Annotated in this window: 19 protein-coding genes and 1 pseudogene; 11 read left to right on the forward strand and 9 right to left on the reverse strand. The window is 35.8% G+C overall.

From position 1 onward, the window contains the following. Positions 1-423 precede the first annotated feature (423 nt). Both QUH73_RS06745 and pheT read right to left on the reverse strand, forming a co-directional pair. Complete coding sequence (locus QUH73_RS06745) at positions 424-981, reverse strand: DUF4395 domain-containing protein (protein ID WP_289529674.1); 558 nt, start codon at positions 979-981, stop codon at positions 424-426. Between the two features lie 211 nt (positions 982-1192). Beyond that, the gene (pheT, locus tag QUH73_RS06750; RefSeq protein WP_289529675.1) at positions 1193-3643 is read right to left on the reverse strand and encodes a phenylalanine--tRNA ligase subunit beta; all 2451 of its coding nucleotides are present in this window, start codon (positions 3641-3643) and stop codon (positions 1193-1195) included. Positions 3644-3990: 347 nt separating this feature from the next. Here pheT and surE point away from each other — a divergent pair, with 347 nt between their 5' ends. The 3 genes from surE to lpxB all read left to right on the forward strand — a co-directional run bounded on the left by surE (position 3991) and on the right by lpxB (position 6399). Continuing rightward, positions 3991-4773 (forward strand): 5'/3'-nucleotidase SurE, encoded by a 783-nt coding sequence (surE, locus tag QUH73_RS06755; protein WP_289529676.1) that lies wholly within the window; start codon positions 3991-3993, stop codon positions 4771-4773. Further along, positions 4757-5056 carry a hypothetical protein gene (locus QUH73_RS06760; protein ID WP_289529677.1) on the forward strand — a complete coding sequence of 100 codons (300 nt, stop codon included), beginning with the start codon at positions 4757-4759 and terminating at the stop codon, positions 5054-5056. Before surE ends, QUH73_RS06760 begins: the two co-directional genes overlap by 17 nt. Before the next feature lie 215 nt (positions 5057-5271). Next, positions 5272-6399, forward strand: coding sequence for a lipid-A-disaccharide synthase (gene lpxB / locus QUH73_RS06765; RefSeq protein ID WP_289529678.1), 1128 nt, complete (start codon positions 5272-5274; stop codon positions 6397-6399). A gap of 14 nt (positions 6400-6413) precedes the next feature. Here lpxB and QUH73_RS06770 read toward each other — a convergent pair whose 3' ends face one another. Both QUH73_RS06770 and QUH73_RS06775 read right to left on the reverse strand, forming a co-directional pair. After that, positions 6414-7157 (reverse strand): GIN domain-containing protein, encoded by a 744-nt coding sequence (locus QUH73_RS06770; protein ID WP_289529679.1) that lies wholly within the window; start codon positions 7155-7157, stop codon positions 6414-6416. Next, positions 7147-8256, reverse strand: a complete 1110-nt coding sequence (locus QUH73_RS06775) for an acyloxyacyl hydrolase (RefSeq protein ID WP_289529680.1) — start codon at positions 8254-8256, stop codon at positions 7147-7149. Before QUH73_RS06775 ends, QUH73_RS06770 begins: the two co-directional genes overlap by 11 nt. A 194-nt stretch (positions 8257-8450) precedes the next feature. Here QUH73_RS06775 and gldF point away from each other — a divergent pair, with 194 nt between their 5' ends. From gldF to QUH73_RS06805, 6 genes are all read left to right on the forward strand, one after another. Further along, positions 8451-9182: a gliding motility-associated ABC transporter permease subunit GldF gene (gene gldF, locus QUH73_RS06780; protein ID WP_289529681.1), complete on the forward strand. Its 732-nt coding sequence runs from the start codon at positions 8451-8453 to the stop codon at positions 9180-9182. A gap of 12 nt (positions 9183-9194) precedes the next feature. Continuing rightward, positions 9195-10907 (forward strand): gliding motility-associated ABC transporter substrate-binding protein GldG, encoded by a 1713-nt coding sequence (gene gldG / locus QUH73_RS06785; protein WP_289529682.1) that lies wholly within the window; start codon positions 9195-9197, stop codon positions 10905-10907. A 298-nt stretch (positions 10908-11205) separates the two neighbouring features. Further along, positions 11206-12336 (forward strand): DNA polymerase III subunit beta, encoded by a 1131-nt coding sequence (gene dnaN, locus QUH73_RS06790; protein ID WP_289529683.1) that lies wholly within the window; start codon positions 11206-11208, stop codon positions 12334-12336. A 101-nt stretch (positions 12337-12437) separates the two neighbouring features. After that, positions 12438-13205 carry a 3'-5' exonuclease gene (locus QUH73_RS06795; protein ID WP_289529684.1) on the forward strand — a complete coding sequence of 256 codons (768 nt, stop codon included), beginning with the start codon at positions 12438-12440 and terminating at the stop codon, positions 13203-13205. A gap of 10 nt (positions 13206-13215) precedes the next feature. Continuing rightward, the gene (locus tag QUH73_RS06800; protein ID WP_289529685.1) at positions 13216-13827 is read left to right on the forward strand and encodes a fumarylacetoacetate hydrolase family protein; all 612 of its coding nucleotides are present in this window, start codon (positions 13216-13218) and stop codon (positions 13825-13827) included. A 235-nt stretch (positions 13828-14062) separates the two neighbouring features. Next, a complete protein-coding gene (locus QUH73_RS06805) occupies positions 14063-15859 on the forward strand; it encodes an AMP-dependent synthetase/ligase (protein ID WP_289529686.1) in 1797 nt (598 codons plus the stop codon). A gap of 70 nt (positions 15860-15929) precedes the next feature. Here the strand turns inward: QUH73_RS06805 and QUH73_RS06810 are convergent, their stop codons facing one another. The 5 genes and pseudogenes from QUH73_RS06810 to QUH73_RS06825 all read right to left on the reverse strand — a co-directional run bounded on the left by QUH73_RS06810 (position 15930) and on the right by QUH73_RS06825 (position 19665). Then, positions 15930-16799: a class I SAM-dependent methyltransferase gene (locus QUH73_RS06810; protein WP_289529687.1), complete on the reverse strand. Its 870-nt coding sequence runs from the start codon at positions 16797-16799 to the stop codon at positions 15930-15932. 117 nt (positions 16800-16916) lie between these two features. Next, a complete protein-coding gene (locus QUH73_RS06815; RefSeq protein ID WP_289529688.1) occupies positions 16917-17342 on the reverse strand; it encodes a GNAT family N-acetyltransferase in 426 nt (141 codons plus the stop codon). Then, entirely contained in the window at positions 17323-18027 is a 705-nt protein-coding gene (locus tag QUH73_RS20865) for an NfeD family protein (protein WP_442913397.1), read from the reverse strand. The genes QUH73_RS06815 and QUH73_RS20865 overlap by 20 nt, the downstream gene beginning before the upstream one ends. 36 nt (positions 18028-18063) lie before the next feature. Continuing rightward, positions 18064-18762: pseudogene (locus tag QUH73_RS20870) on the reverse strand (NfeD family protein); the annotation flags it as partial. 96 nt (positions 18763-18858) lie between these two features. After that, a complete protein-coding gene (locus QUH73_RS06825; RefSeq protein ID WP_289529690.1) occupies positions 18859-19665 on the reverse strand; it encodes an EI24 domain-containing protein in 807 nt (268 codons plus the stop codon). Between the two features lie 189 nt (positions 19666-19854). On the opposite strand from QUH73_RS06825, the gene purB reads away from it, so the two are divergent. After that, complete coding sequence (purB, locus tag QUH73_RS06830) at positions 19855-21192, forward strand: adenylosuccinate lyase (protein ID WP_289529691.1); 1338 nt, start codon at positions 19855-19857, stop codon at positions 21190-21192. A 104-nt stretch (positions 21193-21296) separates the two neighbouring features. After that, positions 21297-23123: an ABC transporter ATP-binding protein gene (locus QUH73_RS06835; protein WP_289529692.1), complete on the forward strand. Its 1827-nt coding sequence runs from the start codon at positions 21297-21299 to the stop codon at positions 23121-23123. Positions 23124-23126 lie beyond the last annotated feature (3 nt).

The following is a 23126-nucleotide window of genomic DNA, read 5'->3' on the forward strand; positions in this document are numbered from 1 at the left end:
TACAAGTCTTACTTTCTACTGGGTTGATAGAACCACTATGCGTATCATATTTGCCTTGTTATGAGTGTTTTTTGCACAAACTTAAATTTTGAGACGGATTTGCGTGAAGGATTGAAGTGAAAACCCCGCAGTTTGAGTTGGCCTGGTGGGTTGGAACGAGGAGTTGCAACGGAAAGCCTGACCCGAAGAATTGAGGGACACGCCCCTAAATAATTAGTAGTAATAGAGGAGTAAGGCAGAATTAATGTAGAAATAAGCTTTTTAAAATGTTTTTATTCTGTGATATCATGGTTGAAAAAGATGCGAGCTAAGTGGTTCTGTTTTACTTTTCGGTCTCGATCTTGCTAAAATTTAATTAAAGTAAATTTTCTCACAATAGACAAAGCCGGTTTCCCCTAAAAGGAAACCGGCTTTTTGTCATCGTTAATTTGTATTTATTTCTGCAGTCTGTATTTCGCATGAATTGCCCATACAGTTCGGTTTTACTTCTGGTTGTTTCATCAATTTTAATTTAATTGCCAAGAAATAAAGCTGACAACCAACGCAAATGCCAAATGCTGTCTCGATAAACATGAGTAGCGAGCAAATTAGGCAAAGCATACACACCGATTCAAAAATAGCCGGATCACTTTGTAAAGGAATCGATAGAAAGAATACGATAGCTGAAAGAATTAAACCTAAACTCCAGGCGAATCTTTTTTGCACGGCACCAATGTATATAGGCTCTTGTTTAATAACGATTAAACGGGCAAGGGCATTGGCTGGAGCATATTTGGGATTGATAAAAACACTAATGCCAAAGTTGAGTACGATAAATCCTGAAACATAAGGAATAGGAGCGTAATTTTTGAAAAATACGGCTGCAATTAAGGTTACTAAAATCATAAAGAACAACAAGCCTGCAGTCGCACGAACTTCTCTTTCGTTTAAAACCTTGTAGCCAATTCCATCTACATATTCTCCAAAACACACTATTGACATCTTCTGGTATTTTTATTAATATTCGGAGTGCAAAGTAATAAAAATACCTGCAGGTATTAAATGTAAATAGTTAAGCAAATGTTAAAGTAGGTTTTTCAATTGTCGCGGGATTTATCATAGGAATAAGAATGATTCAGGATTATTATTTATTTTGGGAATAAAAAAAAGCCGGCTCCCTAAAGGAAACCGGCTCTATAGAATTATTTGTAGCTTATCTAATCTGAGCTCCCAATTGTTTTTCGTAGCTCTTAATCAGTTTCTGCATAATCTTATCAATTTGCTTGTCTTCCAATGTTTTTTCAGTGTCCTGAAGAATGAAACTTACTGCGTATGATTTTTTATCTGCACCCAGTTTTTCACCTTCGTAAATATCAAACAGAGAAACAGATTTCAGCATGCTCTTTTCACAGTTGAAAGCGATGGTTTTAATTTCAGCAAAGCTGGTTGCCTTGTCAATCAGTAAAGCCAAATCTCTTTTAACAGCAGGGTATTTAGGAATCTCGGTGTAAGCAACTTTGTTTTTAGTAGCTTCTCCAATTAAGGTTTCCCAATCGAAATCAGCATAGTAAACAGGAACATCAATGTCCATTGCTTTTAAAATTTTACCGCTTACCATTCCAACTTCAACCAATACCTTTTTTTTAACGCCGTAGCTTAAACCTTCGGTAAACTGGTCGTTTTCGTTTTCGTTAATTCTTAACTTATCGATTTGAAATCCCAAACGTTTCAGTACATTTTCAGTAAATGCCTTTATGTGGAAGAAGTTTGCAGGTTCTTCTTTTAAATTCCAGTTTGCAGCAGTTTTGTTACCACACATGAAAACACTCAGGTGTTCTTTTTCGAAATAGTTGTCAACCGGATTCTCGTTTTCTTCATTCTTAAAGTGCTGGTACGATTTACCAAACTCATAGAATTTTAAATCCATATTTCTGCGGTTGATATTGTAAGCAATACATTCCAGTCCACCAAAAAGGAGACTCTGACGCATTGCATTTAAATCGGAGCTAAGTGGGTTGAAAATACGAACGGTATTCTCTATCTTCAAGCTTTCCAATCCTTCGTAGTAAGAGGCTTTGGTCAGCGAATTGTTCATGATTTCGTTGAAACCAGAATACGATAACAGATCTGCAATGGTATTTCTTAGTTTGTGCTCGTCTGGTTTTGGAGCATAGCTTAATGATGCATTTACCTTACCGGGAACTTCAACATTGTTGAAACCATAAATACGCAATACTTCTTCCACAATATCGGCTTCACGTTTTACATCCACACGGTACGGAGGAACCAACAGGTTCAATGTATCACCATCTTCTTTTTCGATACCGATTTCAAGAGCTGTTAAAATGTTTTTGATAGTTTCCTTACCAATTTCCTTACCGATTAAGCGCTCGATACGATCAACGCTTACCTCAACTTTAAAATCGGCAACCGGGTTCGGATAAATATCAATCACTTCGGATGAAATGCTTCCACCTGCAATCTCCTTAATTAAAAGAGCTGCACGTTTCATCGCATAAATGGTATTGTTAGGATCAGTTCCACGCTCAAAACGGAAAGATGCATCGGTATTTAAACCATGGCGACGAGCCGTTTTACGAACAGATACTGAATCGAAATAAGCACTTTCAAGAAATACAGAAGTAGTTGATGCACTAACACCTGATTCTAATCCTCCGAATACACCTGCAATACACATTGGTTCTTCAGCGTTACAAATCATCAGATCGTTTTCGTTCAATTCCCTTTTTGTTTCGTCAAGAGTTATGAATTGAGCGCCACCGGCAAGTGTTTTTACAATTACTTTATTGCCTGCTATTTTCGAGTAGTCGAAAGCATGCAATGGCTGACCGGTTTCAAACAATACGAAGTTGGTGATATCCACTACGTTGTTAATCGGCTTTAAGCCAATTGCCTTCAAACGGTTTTGCAGCCATTCCGGCGATTCTGCTATGGTAATACCACTTACACAAACACCCGAGTAACGGTGACAAGCTTCGGGGTTTTCAACAACAACCTCAATTGGAGTACTGTTGTTTTCAATTGTAAAAGCTTCAACCGAAGGCATTTTATATTCTATAGCTTTTTGTTGTTTTAAGTAAGCCGCCAAATCTCTGGCAACACCAATGTGTGATGCACCATCAATACGATTAGGAGTCAAGTCAATTTCTATGGCAATATCGTCTTCAATATTGAAGTATTTTGCAGCAGGAGTTCCTGCAACAGCTTCGGCAGGAAGAACCATAATTCCCTCGTGACCGGTACCAACACCAATTTCATCTTCGGCACAAATCATCCCCAATGAAACCTCGCCTCTAATTTTCGATTTTTTAATGGTAAAGCTTTCGTCTCCATCGTACAAAACAGTACCAACAGTAGCTACCACCACTTTTTGTCCGGCGGCCACGTTGGATGCACCACAAACAATTGGTAATAATTCTTCGCCATTTACATCAACACTTGTTATGCTCAAATGATCCGAATTTGGATGGGGAATACAAGTTTTCACTTCACCAATAACCAAACCTTCCAAGCCACCTTTAATGGATTGGATTTTTTCGATTCCACCAACTTCCAAACCAATTTGAGTTAGAATGTCATCCATTTCAGCAGGCGTAAGATCAATATCAATGTAATCTTTAAGCCATTTGTACGATACCTTCATTGTATGTGTATTTTATCAGATAGTTTTCAAAATTATGGATAAAGTGATGCATTTACTTCACCTTATTCTACAAGCTTACAAAAGTAGAAATTTTACCTTCAAGTAACAAGTAGGATAGAGGCTTAAAATTGGTAAGTTTTTAGAAAATGAATTAAGCACGAAGGCATTCGTTTTACTCATTATTCTCAAAGTAATGAACGAAGGAACAGAAAGACATTAAGAGATCTCCTTTGTGTTCCTTCGTGAAATCCTTAGGGTTTCCTTTGTTGTTAAATGGATTTATCGTTCCAGGAAATTGATTATTGCCCCGAATTCGAATATATTTGTAGAATTATCAAAACAAAACTATGAGCGAACTGAAAGAGAAACCAATCATACTTGTAACGAATGACGATGGCCTTAATGCTAAAGGGATAAAGGCTTTGGTTGCTATGGTTAAAGATTTTGGAGATATTTATGTGGTAGCGCCAAACCGAACAAATTCCGGCAAATCGAATTCCATAACTGTTGAGGTTCCTATTCGAATTAAAAAAGTTCGGGATGAGGAGAATCTTCATATTTATAGTTGTAAAGGAACTCCTGTTGATTGTGTTAAGCTCGCATTGAATAAGATTTTGCCAAGAATACCTGATTTTCTGGTTTCCGGGATTAATCATGGTGCAAATACATCGGTAAGTGTTTTATATTCCGGCACAATGGGCGCTGCCATCGAAGGTTGCATCAATGGAATTCCATCCATCGGATTTTCATTGAATGTATTTGATGCTGATGCTGATTTTACACAATCAGTAAAGTATGGCCGTAAAATATTTGCTAATTTGTTGCAAAATGGGTTATCAACCGGTGTTTGTTTGAATGTGAATTTCCCTAAAGACGAGATCAAAGGCATTCGTGTGTGTCGACAGGCTGCCGGCAGGTGGAATGAGGAATTTGACCACAGACAAGATCCTTTTGGAGGAGACTATTACTGGTTGACCGGGCATTTTAAGAACGCAGAACCGCATAATGAGGAAACCGATGAGTGGGCCATTAAAAATGGATTCGCATCTGTGGTTCCTACTCAAATAGATATGACAGCACACGCTTTATTAGAGGATTTAAAAAAATGGAATTATGAAGTCCAGGATTAATTCAACCACTTTGGGATTGATTATTGGGATTTTGGTTCCTATTCTTTCAATTTTTCTTGTCTTTGCTGTCAGATTCAAAGCCGAGATGAGCTTGGAAACGTTTATCGATAGCTTGTTGGTTCATAAAATTTATACAAAGGTAATGGCTCTTGGAGTGTATTTTGGGAACATTGTTTTCTTTTTCCTTTTTATAAAAACAGATTTGTTGAAAGCTGCAAGAGGAGTGCTGTTGGCAACAATATTATATTCTCTGGCAATCATGGTTTTCCGTTTTGGAATGTAGATTCAGGTAATTAGTAACCAGTCAATAAGTAACTGGTATATTTAGTACTGTGAAATGTCCATGCCAAAACGATTTTGACACACAGGAAGATGATTATTCCAGCATGGTAAGTTCCATCTGACCATAAAATAAAATTATAAACAGATGAATAAAATGATCTTTTTAGTATGTACTTTATCTAAGTACTATTTACTCTGTACTAATTGCTGAAAAAAATGAAATACTATATCATCACAGGGGAAGCATCAGGAGACCTTCACGCATCGAATTTAATGAAAGAATTGAAAATTCAGGATCCGGAATCTGAATTTCGATTTTGGGGAGGTGATTTAATGCTTGCACAAGGAGGTGAATTGGTGAAGCATTATCGCGAAACTGCTTTTATGGGTTTTTTGACTGTGGTGAAGAATTTGGGCAAGATAAAAGCTAATTTTTCTCTTTGTGAAAAAGATTTGCTGAAATTTAATCCAGATGTTTTGATTTTGGTTGATTACCCAGGATTTAATTTGCGTATGGCAAAATTTGCCAAAAAGCATGGGATTCGTGTTCATTACTACATTTCGCCTAAAATCTGGGCTTGGAAAGAGTCCCGGGTGAAGAAGATTAAAGCCTATGTAGATCGGATGTTTACCATTTTTCCTTTCGAGACTGAATTTTATCAGAAACACAACTTTGAGGTAAGTTTTGGTGGAAATCCTCTTTTAGACGCCATTGAGAATCGTCCGAATAAAGAGGAAGGTTTCCCTGATTTTATTAAAAGAAACAAACTGAGTGAAAAACCAATCATTGCTTTACTTGCCGGATCGCGTAAGCAGGAAATTGAGCGGGTGTTGCCTGTAATGTTGGAATGTGTAGATTCTTTTCCTGATCATCAGTTTGTAGTTGCCGCAGCTCCATCAATTGATGCGGAATTTTATGCTTCTGTGGTAGGCGATCAAAATGTGCAATTTGTTTATGGGCAAACCTATGATTTACTGCAGCAAGCGAAAGCTGCTGTTGTTACTTCGGGCACTGCAACTCTGGAAACGGCATTGCTTCGTATTCCTCAGGTAGTCTGTTATTTAACTGGAGGAGGGAAGTTGTTGTTTACAATAGGGAAACGGCTTTTAAAGGTGAAGTACATTTCGCTCGTTAATTTAATTATGGATCAGTTGATTGTAAAGGAACTAATTCAACACACCTGCAATAAAGAGATGATTACCCAAGAACTAAATCAAATTCTTTTCGATAAAGAGTACCGTATTCAAATGCTTTACAATTATCAGTTGTTAAACGAAAAATTAGGTGGAGCAGGAGCATCTGCCCGTTTTGCTAAAATGATTTATGAAGATTTGCAGAAGTAGGTTTTTTTTAGTGTTTATTCTGGTAATACTTTTGCTGTCGGGCTTTGGTTGTTTACTTGTATCCGATTGATGGTAACAACAGGATTTCCTTTGTAATACATGTTTCCGCTACTGTAGATGGTTACTTTTAGTTCGTTTTCGGCCCAAACATGAGCTTCTCCAATTCCATTTTGTGCTAAATTTATTTTCTCGCTTTGTAATTCTGATGCCTTAATGTTGATGATGCCATTTAAAATGTAATTTACAGATGGACATACACCAGTAAATTCATAACCACCAGCAGCACTACCATAAGTGTGAAAATCAAGAGTGTTGTATTCTAAATCAAGTTTCATTTCGACCAATTCACTTTCTGAGGTGATATCAATATCCATTCGATTTCCGCTTAATACTCCTTTACTTGTATAATAAGCCGGAGCATCTGCAGTAATTAGTTTGAATTCTTTTAAATGAATCTCAGCTTCGATTAAATTGAAATTTTTCAGCTTGTTTTTATGAGAGTGATCAATAGTAAGGTTTTGATCATTTATAATAACAGATACTTTTGATATGATGTTCTCACCGCCTTTTAACAGAAGAAATTCTTCATCATCTTTTACTAATGTTATTTTGAATGTATTGAGATTTTTAATACTGGAAATATCAGGCAGATCGATTCTTTTTTCCATGTACTCTCCATCATTCTCAAAAGGATTTAGAGTTTCACAAGATGTTAGTGTGAGTAGTAATAAAACGAATATGTAAATCTTATTTTTCACTTTTATTTTTTTTGATTCGATATCCAATTCCCCATTCTATATAATCGGCTTTTCCCATATGTGCTTTTAAACTCAAACTGGTTATTAAATGTGTGTTAAGTCTGTAGCGAATGCCAAGTCTCGTATAAACAGGTTTCTCAGGCTCAGTTCTGTAATAGGTGTAAGCGCCGATATTGGCAATGATACTAAATTTCTCTAGAACAAGATCATGAGAAATAAAAATGGCTTGACTAAAACGATTTTTAAAGCTCGTTTCAGGCTCAAAATCCCATTTTCCTCTATTGGCTGCTTTATTGTAAAATAAATCAATTCCAAATCCTATTTTTTGTTTTGAATTAATTCCTATTGAATAGTTTCCTGTTAAACTGGAGGTGTAGTATTTATGATGGTCTTTCTCCGAAGTTTGTTTTATTCCATTTCCCCAAATCAATAAAAATTCATTGGACAATTTCTCTTCTCTTGGCACCGATGTAAATGATTTCCGGCTTTTTCCATTCCAAAAATAGGTTAGTCCGAGGCTTCCTGTCAATAAATTCAGTCCTTTGTTTGGCGAACTGAAAGAGCCATTTGATAAATGATTGAATCCGACACCGGCATTAACATTCCAATTGGAGCAAAAAGCATAAGCTCCATTTGCCATCAGTTTAAAAAAAGCATTGTATTTTGTTCCTAATGCTAAGTTCGTGTAATTCTCAACCGGGTCGAAGTGTTTTTTTGTATACCCAAGCCCAATTCCCAATTGTGTGTTCACTTCCCATTTATTCCCTCGTGATAGGGGGAAGTTAATGTAAGGGAAAATGGCGGTAACATTGCCTAAAACCTTATCGTTACCCAAACTGCCGTGATAAAGACCAAGGCCAATTTCCGGTTGTTTGTACAACTTGGCCCAGTTCTTTTCATTCGATGGAATGTAACCCATATTTAATTCTATGGCAGAAATTTGATCATTTATTAAATAGCTAATGGATTTATGATGAGGCATAACCACTCCGTAATGATATCGAATAGTAGTAGTGAATATGTCCTTATTGTTTTTTTCCTGGGCAAATGTACTATTACAGAAAAGAAAAAATATAAAAAGGAGAAAGTAGTTTTTCATTTTATAATGTTGATTTCATCAAAGGTCTTTGTTAAAATGTTAACTTAGAATTTATCCGAAAAGTATAGTTTCCAATTGAATTTTGTAATCACGGATCAAATTTATGTAAGTAAATTGATTTCCCAAAGAGTTTTTTCAACTGGAATAATTTTGCAAATTTGTAGAATAAGAATTTTTAACCAGAACCTAACTATATGTTGCCACTGCTTAGTAAGGAAATCAGGACTTTTTTCAGTTCAATTTCCGGGTACTTAATTCTTTCCATATTTTTAATTGCAACAGGATTGTTTGTTTGGGTTTTTCCGGGCAATTCAAATCCTTTGGACACAGGATATGCGAATTTGGATGTTCTTTTTGAAATGGCACCCTGGATTTATTTGTTTTTGATACCGGCAGTATGCATGCGGTTTTTTGCCGAGGAGAAAAAGCAGGGAACAATTGAACTTTTAATGACTCGTCCAATATCCGACATGGGAGTTGTGCTGGCAAAGTATCTTGCAGGTCTTACTGTTGTTGCATTTTCATTACTGTTCTGTCTGGTTTACTATTATTCCATTTATTATTTGGGCAGCCCTGTTGGGAGTATTGATTCCGGAGCATTTTGGGGTTCTTTTATTGGGCTGTTTTTATTGGCAGGAGTTTATGTTTCAATAGGTGTGTTTGCCAGCTCTTTAACAGATAATCAGATTGTTGCTTTCTTATTGGCTTTGGTGTTTTGTTTTGTGTTTTTTATTGGTTTCGATTATTTAGGAGAGATCAGCAATATGCAATATTTGCAAAACATGATTGTTTCGATGGGAATTAATGAGCATTACCGATCCATATCAAGAGGCATTGTTGATTCCCGGGACTTGCTGTATTTTATAGGAATTATAACGGCTTTTCTTTTGTTGACACGGACAGTTCTTAAGAGTAGAAAATGGTAATTGAATTTAGATATGGTACGAAATAGAAAATTAAAAGACCTTTTTCAATTGCTGATATCGTTATTGGCTTTAGTAATTGTTATTCAAGTTTTACAAGTGTATTTTTTTCGTTTGGATTTGACTGCTGAAAAACGATATTCTTTATCGGATAATACTAAGGAATTAGTGTCTCATTTAGAGAAAGACTTATATTTTGAAGTGTATCTTTCCGGAGATTTACCTTATGGATTCACAAAACTGCAAAAGGCCTGCCTGGAAATGATTGATGAGTTTTCGTCTTACTCCAATGTTAATATATCGTATTCTTTGATTAATCCTAATGATGTTTCTAATCCGCAAAAGCGAAAAGAATTTTTTGATCAATTGGTGAGTCGGGGTTTGAAACCAATTAATTTGCAGGAGAAAACCACTGATGGCAGCTTAAATCAGAAGTTGGTGGTTCCTGGAATTATTGTTCATGACAGAGAGAAGGAGACTAGTGTTCATTTATTAAAAAGTGTGGCTGGTTTATCATCCGAACAAAATTTAAATCATTCCATTGAGGAGCTGGAGTTTGAACTGACCTCGGCCATTAGGATGCTTCAGAATAATACGCCAAAAGAAATAGCATTTCTTACCGGACATGGTGAATTGGGAGAGTATGATGTGGCTGATTTTACAGCTTCTCTTCTGCAGCGATATGAAGTGAAAAGAATTAATGCTCAGGCTTTAAATATTCAGCAAAACAGATATTCTGCCTTAGTAATTGCACAACCGCGTAAGGAGTTTTCCGAAGAAGATAAATATCAGATCGATCAGTACGTGATGAATGGCGGACGTGTGATGTGGTTGGTTGATGAGGTGATTGCTTCGATGGATAGTTTGGTGACTAAGGAGAGTACAATGGCCTTTTTTCAGCCATTAAATATGGAAGACCAATTGTTTAGATATGGTGTGAGAATTAATCCGGATTTGGTGTTGGATGTTCAGAGTCAGTTGATTCCTGTGCAGACAGCTTTGCCTGGGCAGCCGGCCAGGTTTACACCGGCACCTTGGTATTATTCGCCGCTTTTAGCCGCTCCCGATTCTCATCCAATCACACGAAAATTAAATGTGATAAAAGCTGAGTTTGCAAACTCGATAGATTTTGTGGGTGATAACAAACAGATAAAAAAGCAGGTTTTATTGGCTAGCTCGGAGTATACAAGACTGGAAAAAGTTCCTAAACCAATTAGTCTGAATATTGTAAATCAAAAAATGGAGGCGTCCGACTTTCCTGCCGGACCAAAAAATATTGCTGTTTTATTAGAGGGGGTATTTCCATCTGTTTTTCAGAATAGAATCTGGAAAGGAATCAATAAGAACGATTTTAAACCGGAAAGTGTTCCAACTAAAATGATTGTAATATCAGATGGTGATGTAATTAAGAACAGGGTAAGAGGAGTGGGGAATAATCGTCAAATTGAAGCTCTGGGATACGATAGATATAGTAAATCAACATATGGCAATAGAAATTTTCTGCTTAACTGTGTTGATTATTTGTGTGATGATAGTGGATGGATGGAATTGCGGTCACGCGAGGTGAAATTAAGAATGCTGAACAAAACCAAAATCCGATCGGAAAGATTGTTTTGGCAGGTTGTGAATGTGTTACTGCCTCTAATTCTACTACTTATTTTTGGGCTTGTTCGTTTCTATTTCAGAAAACGAAAATTTGCATCTTTGGGTGATTCAAATATTGCTTAGAAATACTATTTTTGTTGCCACTAAAATAAAGTTTAAGAAGGTCTTAATTTTATTCTGAGTTTTATTTTATGATTTTTATTGTGGTGCAATAATGTGTTTTGATAGTAAATTACAACCATTCAATTAAATAGTGGTTTTATTTGTTGAAATCAGCTTTGTTTTTTGAATGAAGATTGTCAGGTTTCCTTAATAAATTTGTATATTCACCACTTATTATGTGCCCTATGCCACAATTGAATGTTTCTTGTGTAAGGGTTCCGGATTTTGAATTTTTGGTTAATTTTTAAATATTATGCAAATGAAATTTGTAGTATCAAGTACAGAATTGTTAAGTCATTTACAGGCAATTAGTCGTGTTATTAGTAGTAAGAATACCTTACCTATTCTCGACAATTTTTTGTTTGAATTAAAAAATGAACAATTGGTAGCTACTGCTTCGGATTTAGAATCTACCTTAATTACTACAATTCCATTAGAGACTTCGGTTGGCGAAGGGGTAATTGCTTTTCCAGCTAAAATTTTGACTGATACTTTAAAAGAATTTCCAGAACAGCCCCTTACATTCGATATTGATCTGACTTCTTTGGCAGTAAAAATTACTTCCGAAAACGGGGTGTTTAGTATTGTTGGACAGAACGGAGAAGATTTTCCAAAACTTCCTGTAAAACAGGAAACTAATTTGGTGAATATTTCGGTTGAAGGTTCCGTTTTATTAACTGGTATCAATAAAACATTGTTTGCAACTGCTGATGATGAACTTCGTCCGGTGATGAACGGGATTTTTGTAGAATTGGGAAATAACGATCTAACTTTTGTAGCTTCTGATGCTCATAAATTAGTTCGTTACAAAAGACTGGACGGAAGATCAGAAGTTGAATCATCATTTATTTTGCCAAAGAAACCAGCGTCGCTATTGCGAAATATTCTTCCGAAAGAAACGAATCCTGTTCGCGTAGAGTTTGATGAGAAGAATGCATTTTTTACTTTGTCTAATTACAAGTTGATTTGTCGTTTGGTTGAAGGGAACTATCCAAGTTACAACTCGGTGATTCCTAAAACGAATCCTAATAAATTAACGATCGATAGGGTTGAACTATATAATACATTAAGAAGAGTCTCTGTATTTTCAAATCCGGCAAGTAACCTAATTAAATTTGAATTGAAAGCAAATGAATTGGTTGTTTCTGCTCAGGATATAGATTTTTCAATATCAGCAAGAGAAAGATTACAATGCCAGTATGAAGGGCAGGATCTGGAAATTGGATTTAAATCAGTATTTTTGTTAGAGATTTTGTCTAATATTTCTTCCTCAAATGTTATGGTCGAATTATCTGATCCAACAAGAGCAGGTATCTTCCTGCCTTACGACAATGATAATGCTGATGAGGATGTGTTGATGTTGTTAATGCCAATGATGATTAATGCGTAAGCAAAGACTTATATGATTACGAAATAAAATAGCCCAACAGAACGTAAAGTTCTGTTGGGTTTTATATTTTTGTTGCACAAGCTAAATTTCATAAGAATCCCATGAATCTGAATTTAAAGAATCCAATTGCTTTTATCGATCTTGAAACAACAGGAATTAATGTTGCGAAAGATCGTATTGTAGAAATGTGTATTGTAAAAGTGAATCCCAATGGTGATGAGGAGGTGAAAACCTTTCGGGTAAATCCGGGAATGCCAATTCCGGCACAATCAAGTGCTATTCATGGTATTACTGATGAGGATGTGAAAAACGAACCATTGTTTAAAGAAATAGGTAAAACTATTGCAAAATATTTGGAAGGGTGCGATTTGGCTGGATACAATTCCAACCGATTTGATTTTCCTTTGTTAGCAGAGGAGTTCTTGCGTGCTGATATTGATTTTGACATGAAAAAAAGAAAGTTTGTGGATGTACAGACTATTTTTCATAAAATGGAACAGCGCACACTTGTTGCTGCCTATAGGTTTTATTGCAATAAAGAACTAGAAGGTGCTCACGGTGCCGAGGCAGATACAAAAGCAACGTATGAAGTTTTAAAATCACAGTTGGATAGATACGATAACTTGGAAAATGATATCGATTATTTGTCTAAATACTCATCTCAAAATAATAATGTTGATTTTGCCGGTTTTATTATCAAGGATGAAAATGGGATTGAAACGTTTAATTTTGGAAAAAATAAAGGTGTGGCTGTAGAAAAAGTATTGGCTGATCAACCTGGTTATTACGGTTGGGTGATGAATAGTGATTTTCCATTGTACACCAAAAAAGTGCTTACAGAGATTAAATTGAGAGGGTTTAATAAGTAATAGATTATTGATGAAAATTTTAGCAATAGGAAGAAATTACGAGAATCATGCAAAGGAGCTTAATAATCCGGTTCCTGAAGAGCCTGTGGTATTTTCAATGCCCGACTCTGCACTTTTAAAAAACAATAATGATTTTTACTATCCTGACTTTTCCAAAGATATTCACCATGAGGTGGAAGTAGTGGTGAAAATTTGCAGAGTAGGAAAGAACATTCCTTTGGAATTTGCTCATCGATACTATGATGAAATCGGTTTGGGTATTGATTTTACCGCCCGGGATATTCAAGCTGAATGTAAAAAGAAAGGCTTGCCATGGGAAAAAGCAAAGGCATTTGATGGTGCTGCGCCAATCAGTAAATTTATATCGAAAGATAAGTTCAAGGATATTAATCAATTGAATTTCCATTTGGATATAAATGGAAATCGTGTGCAGACAGGGAATACTTCAAATATGATTTTTTCAATTGATTATCTGATCTCGTATTTGTCGCAATATTTTACGCTGAAAATCGGAGATCTGATTTATACAGGAACACCGGAAGGTGTGGGGCCTGTTGCAATTGGCGATCATCTGATTGCTGAGCTTGAAGGGGAAAGAATGATGGATTTTAGCATTCGCTAAGTAAAATACTGTATTATTTCTTTATTAAATATATGGAACGACCGGAACACTTATGTTTATGGTCGTTTTTTTATAACTTGTTGAGAGGTAATTACTTTGGAGCTGTCTTGTTTTTTTATGTCGCCCTATTTATATGATATTTAACACTTTAGCTTATGAGCTTTGCTTTCGAAAACCTTTTAATAGTTGGGAAACATCACTATCTTTGCGCTAATATCACAACTAAATAACTTTTATGGAATATCAACATTGGGGCAAATTAATTCGGGATCGTATTGAAAAATATTCAGATCGAATTGCTATGCACTATAAGGATGAAAAAAGTGGGGAATGGGTTGGTGTAAGTTGGACTAAATTTGGTTTAGATATTCGACAAATATCAAAAGCTCTGATAAAAATTGGTATTGAGGAAAAGCAAATGGTTGCTATCTTCTCGCAAAATATGCCGGAGTGGATTACTGCCGATTTGGCGATTATGTGTGTGCGGGGTGTAACGGTTCCAATCTATCCAACAAATTCAACAGCAGAAGCAAAATATATCATTGAAGATTCCGAATCGCAGGTTATTTTTGTAGGAGAACAAGAGCAATACGATCGTGCCATGGAATTAATTAAGACGGTTCCTCATGTGAAAATGGTGGTTGCTTTTAATAAGAACATTGTTTTGTCTGATTTTGAAAGATCAATGCATTGGGATGAATTCTTGATTTTTGGAAAGAATTCTATGCTTGGTGCTGAGTTTGAAGAGCGTTTTCAAAGAGCTGAAATTGATGATCTTGCAACTCTGATATATACTTCGGGAACTACAGGTGAGCCAAAAGGAGTGATGATTGATCACAATAACATTTCAAGTGTATTGGTTTCACATGATGCGGAGCTGAATGTATCTGATAAAGATATTTCGTTGAGTTTTTTGCCTTTAAGCCATGTTTATGAGCGAATTTGGTGTTTCTACTGTTTTCATCGTGGAATAGAGATTTATTTCAATTTGGATCCTAAAAAGATTGGGGATGCTATGAAAGAGGTAAAACCCACTCTAATGTGCACGGTTCCCCGAATTTACGAGAAAATTTATGCGGCCATTCAGGAGAAAAGTAAAGGTGCTTCAGCTGTAAAGAGATCTTTAATGAATTGGGCGATTAAAATTGGCGGTAAGTACAATAATGAATACCTCCTGTTTGAGAAGAAAGTTCCTGTTGGGTTGAATTTCAAGCATAAGCTTGCTGATAAATTAGTGCTGAGTAAACTTCGCGATATATTTGGTGGCAGAATAAATTTTATGCCTTGTGGCGGAGCTCCATTAGATTCGAACATTATTGAATATTTTCATGCCACTGGTTTAAATGTAAAAATGGGATATGGCTTAACCGAAACCATGGCAACAGTATGTTTGTATGGTGATAAGCATATAGATTTTAACACAACGGGTCGTATAATTGTTGGAACTGATATTAAAATTGGTGATAAGGATGAAATTTTAGTGAAAGGACCTGGTGTTATGCGGGGATATTACAAGAAACCTGAAGCTACTGCTGAAGTAATAAAGGATGGTTGGTTTTGTACTGGTGATGCAGGTAGAATTGATGAAAATGGTGCTGTAACCATCACCGATCGTATTAAAGATTTGATGAAAACTTCGGGAGGAAAATATGTTGCTCCTCAAAAGTTGGAAAAAACCTTGGTCAATGATCAGTTTATTGAGCAGATAGCTGTAATTGGTGATTGCAGACAATATGTAACAGCTTTGGCAGTTCCGGCAATGGAACCTCTCCAAAAATATGCAATACAGAATAATATTGGTTTTGAAACCATTGAAGAGTTATTGGGTAATTCTCAAATAATAGAGTTTTTTGAAAAACGTTTTGAGGAAATGCAAAAAGAATTTTCGCGTTTCGAGAAGATTAAAAAATTTACTTTATTACCGAAAGAGTTTTCGATCGAGGCTGGTGAGATAACTTCAACATTGAAGCTGAAACGAAAAGTAATTCAGGAAAAATACAAGCATCTTATTGATAAGATGTATAAAGAATAATAAACCCACCAGTTTATTTAGTAAACTCCGACAGAATTAATTTTCTGACGGAGTTTTTTTATTTTGTTCATCACGTTTTTTGTGCAACAAATCCAATCCAAGGACTGTTTTCCTCGAAAGGTTTTCCTTGCAGATCCGACCAGTAGTCTTTCACACTAAAACCACTTTCTTTCATCATGGAGATAGCGCGTTCCAGCGAAAAATAATGTTTCCATATGTTATGAGTCCGGATTTCGCCATTTTTTAAAATCAGCGTGTATTTATCCAATCTAACCTTATCTTTCTTGTATTTGTAATGAGATTGTAACAAAAGATGTTCTTCCTCACTCCAAAATCCGTCTTCTTTGCTGATGTACCACGATTGGTCTGGTTCTTCATTCTCGAAATAATGCTTTGTGAACACATCGAAAATTAAGTAACCTCTTGGTTTTAACGCTTTTTTTACTTTTTGCAGAAGTAAGCTTCTGTCATCATGAGATAACACGCATAAATCGCCGTAAATGAGAGTGATTACATCGAATTCTTCTTTGTAATCCATTTCCATGTAGTCCTTGCAGATGTATTTAATACGATAATTAAATTCTTCAGCTTGCTCTTTGGCATAATCAATAGAACTTTGCGAGAAATCAATTCCAGTTACAGCAAAACCCTGACCATAGAAGTTTTCGCTGTACAAACCGGGACCGCAGCCCAAATCAAGTAATTTACTGTCTTCCGGAAGTTTCAGATATTCGCTCAACCAAAGTACAGATTGCAGTATGTCCTGATATTTTCTGGAACCTTGATCCGATTCATCGTCAAGATGAGCATTTAGTAAATGCTCTGAAACGTACGGGTCTTGCCAAAAATTTCCATCGTCTTTTGCAAACAATTTAGGTTTCTTGGTAATCTTTTCAAGAAGGGAGAAATCGAGTAATCCCTTAGGTGAAATTAAAGTCATAGTTTTCTAAAAAATATATTACTGATTTTATTGTAATTTTACTCTTTTAATTCCTGAAATACTAAAAATAGAAGCCAAATCAGTTTATTTTACGGAGTGTTGAATGTGTGATTTTTTTTAATGCCCTCGTTTAATCATTACTTCGTATCCTTCAAGGAATTTAAATCCCAGTTTTTCATAAATATTTAGCGCTGTTTTGTTTGAATGATGAACCTCCAGTTTAATTTGCATGTTTAAGCTCTTAACATGTGCCAATGCTGTTTCTGTAAGAAATTTCCCGTATCCTTGGTGCTGATATTCAGGATGAATTCCCAAATGATGCAGATACAGTCGTCTGGAATCATTGGTGATCCAGCAACAGCCAATTATTTGCGCGTTTGTGGTGTCTTCAAGAACCCAGAATTTGCCTCCATGCAGTAAGCCTATTTCAATTGTATCTGAATTGTCGCCACGCTCTTCACTTCCCAATTTGGTTATTTCCCATAATTTAAGAACTGATTGATAATCGTTTGATTTGTAGCTTCTAAGCTTGATTGAGCTCATCATCTTCTTTTTTTATAACATATACCTGACCGGTTTCAAAACGGATTACTTCTATAAGTGTGTCTTTATCTATAAAACCATCCTCCGATTTAGCATCGTAAATTTGGTTTTCGATAAATACCTTGCCCGACGGACGAAGAACACTAAGAACGGTTCCTGTTTTTCCTATTAGTGATTTGGTTTTCATATCTACACTAACGTAACCATCTTCTGGTTTTTCTACTGTGCCCAGAGTTAAATGTCCTAAAAATGAATTTGATGCGAATAGTCTTTTGCTTGCATAAATTGATCCCAGTATTGAGGTAAACATTGAAAAGACAACCAGCATAATTGCACCAAGCAAAGCTCTTATGTGACGAGGTTGAAAATCAAAAGCAACATTGTCAACCAAACTTAAAGAGAGACCGGTAATAATGAGAATAATTCCTGAAATACCAGCAACTCCAAAGCCTGGAATAACAAATATTTCCAGGGCGAGGAGAATGACACCAGCAACAAATAAAAGGATTTCCCAGTTTTCGGCCATTCCTTCCAAATAAAGGGGAGAAAAGTAGAGAACTGCAGCAATCGCAGATGCCAGTATCGGAAATCCGATTCCCGGAGTTTGTAACTCAAAATAAATTCCTCCAATAATAATCATGATTAAAATCCCTTGTAAAATGGGATTAATCATTAAATCAATCATTTTTTCAATTCCCGTCGGCTCATATTTTTTAATCGTATATTCTTTTATCCCAGCCTTAGCTAGGACTTCCTCCACACTATTTGCAATTCCTTCGCAGTATCCGTTTTTAATTGCTTCAGCAGGTGTGAAGGTTAGAACTTTTCCTGTGTCAATTACATTTTCAATATAAGTTCGGGGATCAACCATCGCTTCAGCAATTAAAGGATCTCTTCGCCATTTGTAAATCGTGTCACCTTTTTGAATCAATGTGTCTTTTCCATGCGATTCAGCTGTTGCACGCATTGTCGATCGCATGTACGATTGATATTTATCGGGCATTGCCGCACCTGTTTGATTTACAACAGTTGCAGCTCCAATATTGGCTCCGGTTCTCATGTAAATACTATCGCAGGCGATGGAAATAAGAGCTCCGGCAGATGCTGCATTGTTATCAATAAAAACATAAACGGGAATTTTACTATTTAAGATGGCTGTTCGAATTGAATCTGCATGAATTACTGTACCGCCGTAGGTATTCATGTGAATAAGAATGATATCAGCATTCGATTCAACAGCTTCCTGAAGTGCGTACTTTGTTTGTCTCCAGGCGGCAGGTCCAATTTCCTGTTTAATATCAAACTTGTAAACCAGAGTCTTATTAATTTCAGGAATACTGTCAGCAGGCTGATTTGCTATCAACTGGAAAGTTAGCGATATAGAAAAAATGGTAAAGAGAAAGTGACGAATGTTATTCATGTTTGTATTTGTTTTGCTGTGTTTGATTGTATTCAAAACCTAAGTCCGATAATTCACAGGAGGAATTTGAACTTATATGTAAGATAGCAATTAAGTTTAAATTTCGTTTGGTTTTCTGTTTGGGTATTTGTCATCATCCCATATTTCATTTACTGCTAAAGTTCCTGCAACAACTGAAATAATAGCCGCAAAACTTGAAAAAGAAACACCGCAAAAAGGAACGATCAGGCAGAGTGAAAAAATAAAACCATTAGCGATAACAATCCCTTTGTTTTCTCTCATGAACCGAACACTTTGTGTAATGCTCATTTTTTTGCGTTCAATTGCATAATCCAGAAACGAAAATCCGTAGAAATACGCCGAAATGAAAAATAAGAATATGGCCGTAATCCAACCTATTATCGGAATAAAACTTAAAATAAACATGAGTATCGTTAAAGCCAGTTCAATTAATAAGTTTCGAACAGCAATAAAAACTCCGCGTACAATGTCCTTTAGAAACTGTTTTATTTCAAATGGATAGTTGTTTCCTGTTTTTATTTTTTCTGTTCGTTCTGATAAATAGGAGAATACAGGTGACATAATGATGAGGATGATGTAACCACCAAAATAAGCGAATATCAGAAAGAACAGTATTTTGAACAACACCCAAATAAATCCGCCAAGAGTCGCTTTTAAGAAACCGGAACCCCAAAATTCAGCATTTTCTAAATCCAACCATCCATCAAGGTAGGTTTTCGATTGCTGAGCCAAATCGCCAATATAATCCCAGCCAACCCAAAATAAAATGATATTGAGAAGAATCGGGAATATGAAAAACCAGGCCAATCGTTTTCTGAAAATATATTGAATGGCTTCAGTGTAAGTTCGTAAGCCAAAGCTAAAATCTTTAATAAATTTCATCGATTCTTTCTTAAGTTAAGTGACTTAACAAAAATAACATTTATCGATAAAATGCGAAATAGAAGATTCAATGTTTGATTAGATAATGCTTTCTTATTGCAGATCATTCTCCGAAAGCTTTCGGGACTCATCGCTTTTAATTACCTTTGGGCTTCTAAATAACCATTATTGACATTTAATTTTTTTGAAATGCAGAGTTTGACAGCAATTTCGCCGATTGACGGACGTTACCGTGATAAGGTAGACGTTTTAGGAGAGTATTTTTCGGAATATGCTTTGGTGCGATACAGAGTTTTGGTAGAAGTAGAATATTTTATTGCCTTATGCGAGGTTCCTCTTCCGCAATTAAAAGATTTCGATAAGGATTTATTTGCAGATTTGCGTAGTTTATATATCGATTTTACAGTTGAAGATGCGCAAAAAGTTAAAGATATTGAAAGCGTAACAAATCATGATGTTAAAGCTGTTGAGTACTTTATTAAGGAAAAATTTGATGCTTTAAGTCTTCATAAATACAAAGAGTTTATTCACTTCGGATTAACTTCTCAGGATATTAATAATACTGCAACACCTTATTCATTGCGCGATGCGGTGCATGATGTATATTACCCACTTTTAGACGAATTGATTAATAAACTGGGCAGTCTTTCCGAAGATTGGAAAGAAATTTCAATGTTGGCCCGTACTCATGGTCAGCCAGCATCTCCAACTCGTTTGGGAAAAGAAATTCAGGTATACGTATATCGTTTAAAGAAGCAGTTGGATCTTTTGAAAAGTGTTCCATGTTCAGCAAAATTTGGTGGTGCTACAGGTAATTTTAATGCTCATCATGTAGCATATCCTAAAACCGACTGGAAAGAATTTGGGAACCATTTTGTAAATGATATTTTGAAATTGGAACGTGAGGAATTCACCACGCAGATTTCCAATTACGACAATATGGGAGCTATTTTTGATAATCTAAAACGTATCAATACTGTTTTGATTGATTTGAATCGTGATTTCTGGACCTATGTATCCATGAATTATTTCAAACAAAAAATCAAAGAGGGCGAAGTTGGATCATCAGCCATGCCTCATAAGGTTAACCCAATCGATTTTGAAAATTCGGAAGGAAATCTTGGATTGGCGAATGCTGTTTTTGAGCATTTGTCGGCAAAATTGCCTATATCCAGATTGCAACGCGATTTAACCGATTCTACTGTTTTAAGAAACATTGGAGTTCCTTTTGCTCATACAATTATTGCCTTTAAGTCTTTATTAAAAGGTTTGGATAAATTGATTATTTCGAAAGAAGCTTTTCAGGCCGATTTGGATGCGAACTGGGCGGTTGTTGCCGAAGCAGTTCAAACCATTCTTCGTCGCGAAGGATATCCAAATCCTTATGAAGCATTAAAAGCTTTAACCCGAACCAATAGTCATATAACAAAAGAAAGTATTGCTGAATTCATTGATACTTTAGATGTTGATGATCATTTAAAGTCTGAATTAAAGGCAATTAGCCCTGCTAATTATACAGGAATCTAAAATATTAAATCTTGTTAATACTTTGTAAATAGGCTGTAAGAGTTGTACTTTTACAGCCTTATTTTTTTACAGCTTATTGATAATTTTTACACACTAATTACTTGATGAAAAATTTTATTAAGGTTCTTAATCGATTCTTGCCTCCTTATCGATTGGATTTGGGAATGATGTTTTTTTATAACTTGCTATCTGCTTTGTTTGGTGTATTTTCATTTGGAGTAATGATTCCGGTACTGAATATCATATTTGGTATTTCAGGAGACCCTGTAACTGAAAAAGTTGCATGGGAGTTTACTACAGATGCTTTAACCAATAATTTCTACTATTATACTTATTTACTGACTCAGAATTATGGTGCCGATGCTTCCTTGATGTTTGTTGGGCTTGTTCTCTTGGTTATTGTTTTGTTTAAGGTTGCTTTTGCATTTTTAGGATCTTATCATAGTGTAAGCATTCGAAATGGCGTAGTGCGTGATATGCGTCAGATTATCTATAGTAAGATTGTGAATTTGCCATTGCCTTATTTTACAGATGAAAAGAAAGGTGATATTATGTCCCGTTCAACAGGTGATGTAGCTGAGGTTGAAAACTCGATTATGAGTTCAATAGACATGTTTTTCAAGAACCCGGTTATTATCATGGTCTACCTTGTGGGAATGATTATTATGAGCCCTCAGCTTACTCTTTTTGTTTTTATATTACTACCAATAGCTGGGTTTATAATAGGCAGAGTTGGCCGGAATTTGAAGAAAAGTTCACGGTCGGGACAGGATAAAATGGGCGATATTCTTTCTACTATTGAAGAGACTTTATCAGGCCTTCGGATCATTAAAGCATTTAATGCTGAGGATAAAATGAACGATCGGTTTATGGTTGAGAGTAATGATTACCGAAAGATCATGAATAGCATGATGAGACGTTACGTTCTGGCTCATCCCTTAAGTGAACTTTTGGGAACGATGGTGATTGTAATTGTTTTATGGTATGGAGGACGATTAATTCTTAATGGTACAGGTAATTTGAATGCTTCTGCCTTTATTGCCTATTTGGCTATGTTTTATTCTGTGATTAACCCTGCAAAGCAATTTTCAAAAGCCACTTATAGTATTCAAAAAGGATTGGCTGCAATGGATCGTATCGATCAATTATTGGATGCAAAATCGACAATCACAGAAAAAGAGGACGCAAAAAGTGTTGAGGTTTTCGAAAAATCAATTGAATACAGGGATGTGACTTTTTCTTACAATGGAGAACGTGATGTTTTGAAAAAGGTTAGTGTTACTATACCAAAAGGGAAAACTGTTGCATTGGTTGGTCAATCGGGGTCAGGTAAAACTACATTTGCGGATTTATTACCGCGGTTTTACGATGTAAACGAAGGTGGTATTTTTGTGGATGGTGCCGATATTCGGGATTATAAAATGAAGGATTTGAGAAACTTGATGGGAAATGTGAATCAGGAATCCATTCTGTTTAATGATACGATTTTCAATAATATTGCTTTTGGTGTAGAAAATGCCACATTGGAAGAAGTTGAGGCGGCAGCTAAAATTGCCAATGCTCATGATTTTATTACGGCAACAGAAGATGGTTATTATACCAATATCGGAGATCGTGGAGGCAAACTTTCCGGAGGACAGCGCCAGAGGTTGAGTATTGCCAGAGCGGTTCTTAAAAATCCTCCTATAATGATTTTAGATGAAGCTACTTCTGCTTTGGATACGGAATCGGAACGATTGGTGCAGGATGCTTTGGATAAGTTAATGCAGAATCGTACTTCAGTTGTTATTGCACACCGCTTGTCGACAGTTAAAAATGCCGATTTAATTTGTGTTTTTCATGAGGGAGAAATTATTGAAAGAGGACAGCATGATGAGCTAATTCAAAAAGGCGGAGCATACAAGAAATTATACGACATGCAATTGTTATAAAAT

The organism is Labilibaculum sp. K2S (genome assembly GCF_030372765.1).
Lineage (GTDB): Bacteria > Bacteroidota > Bacteroidia > Bacteroidales > Marinifilaceae > Labilibaculum.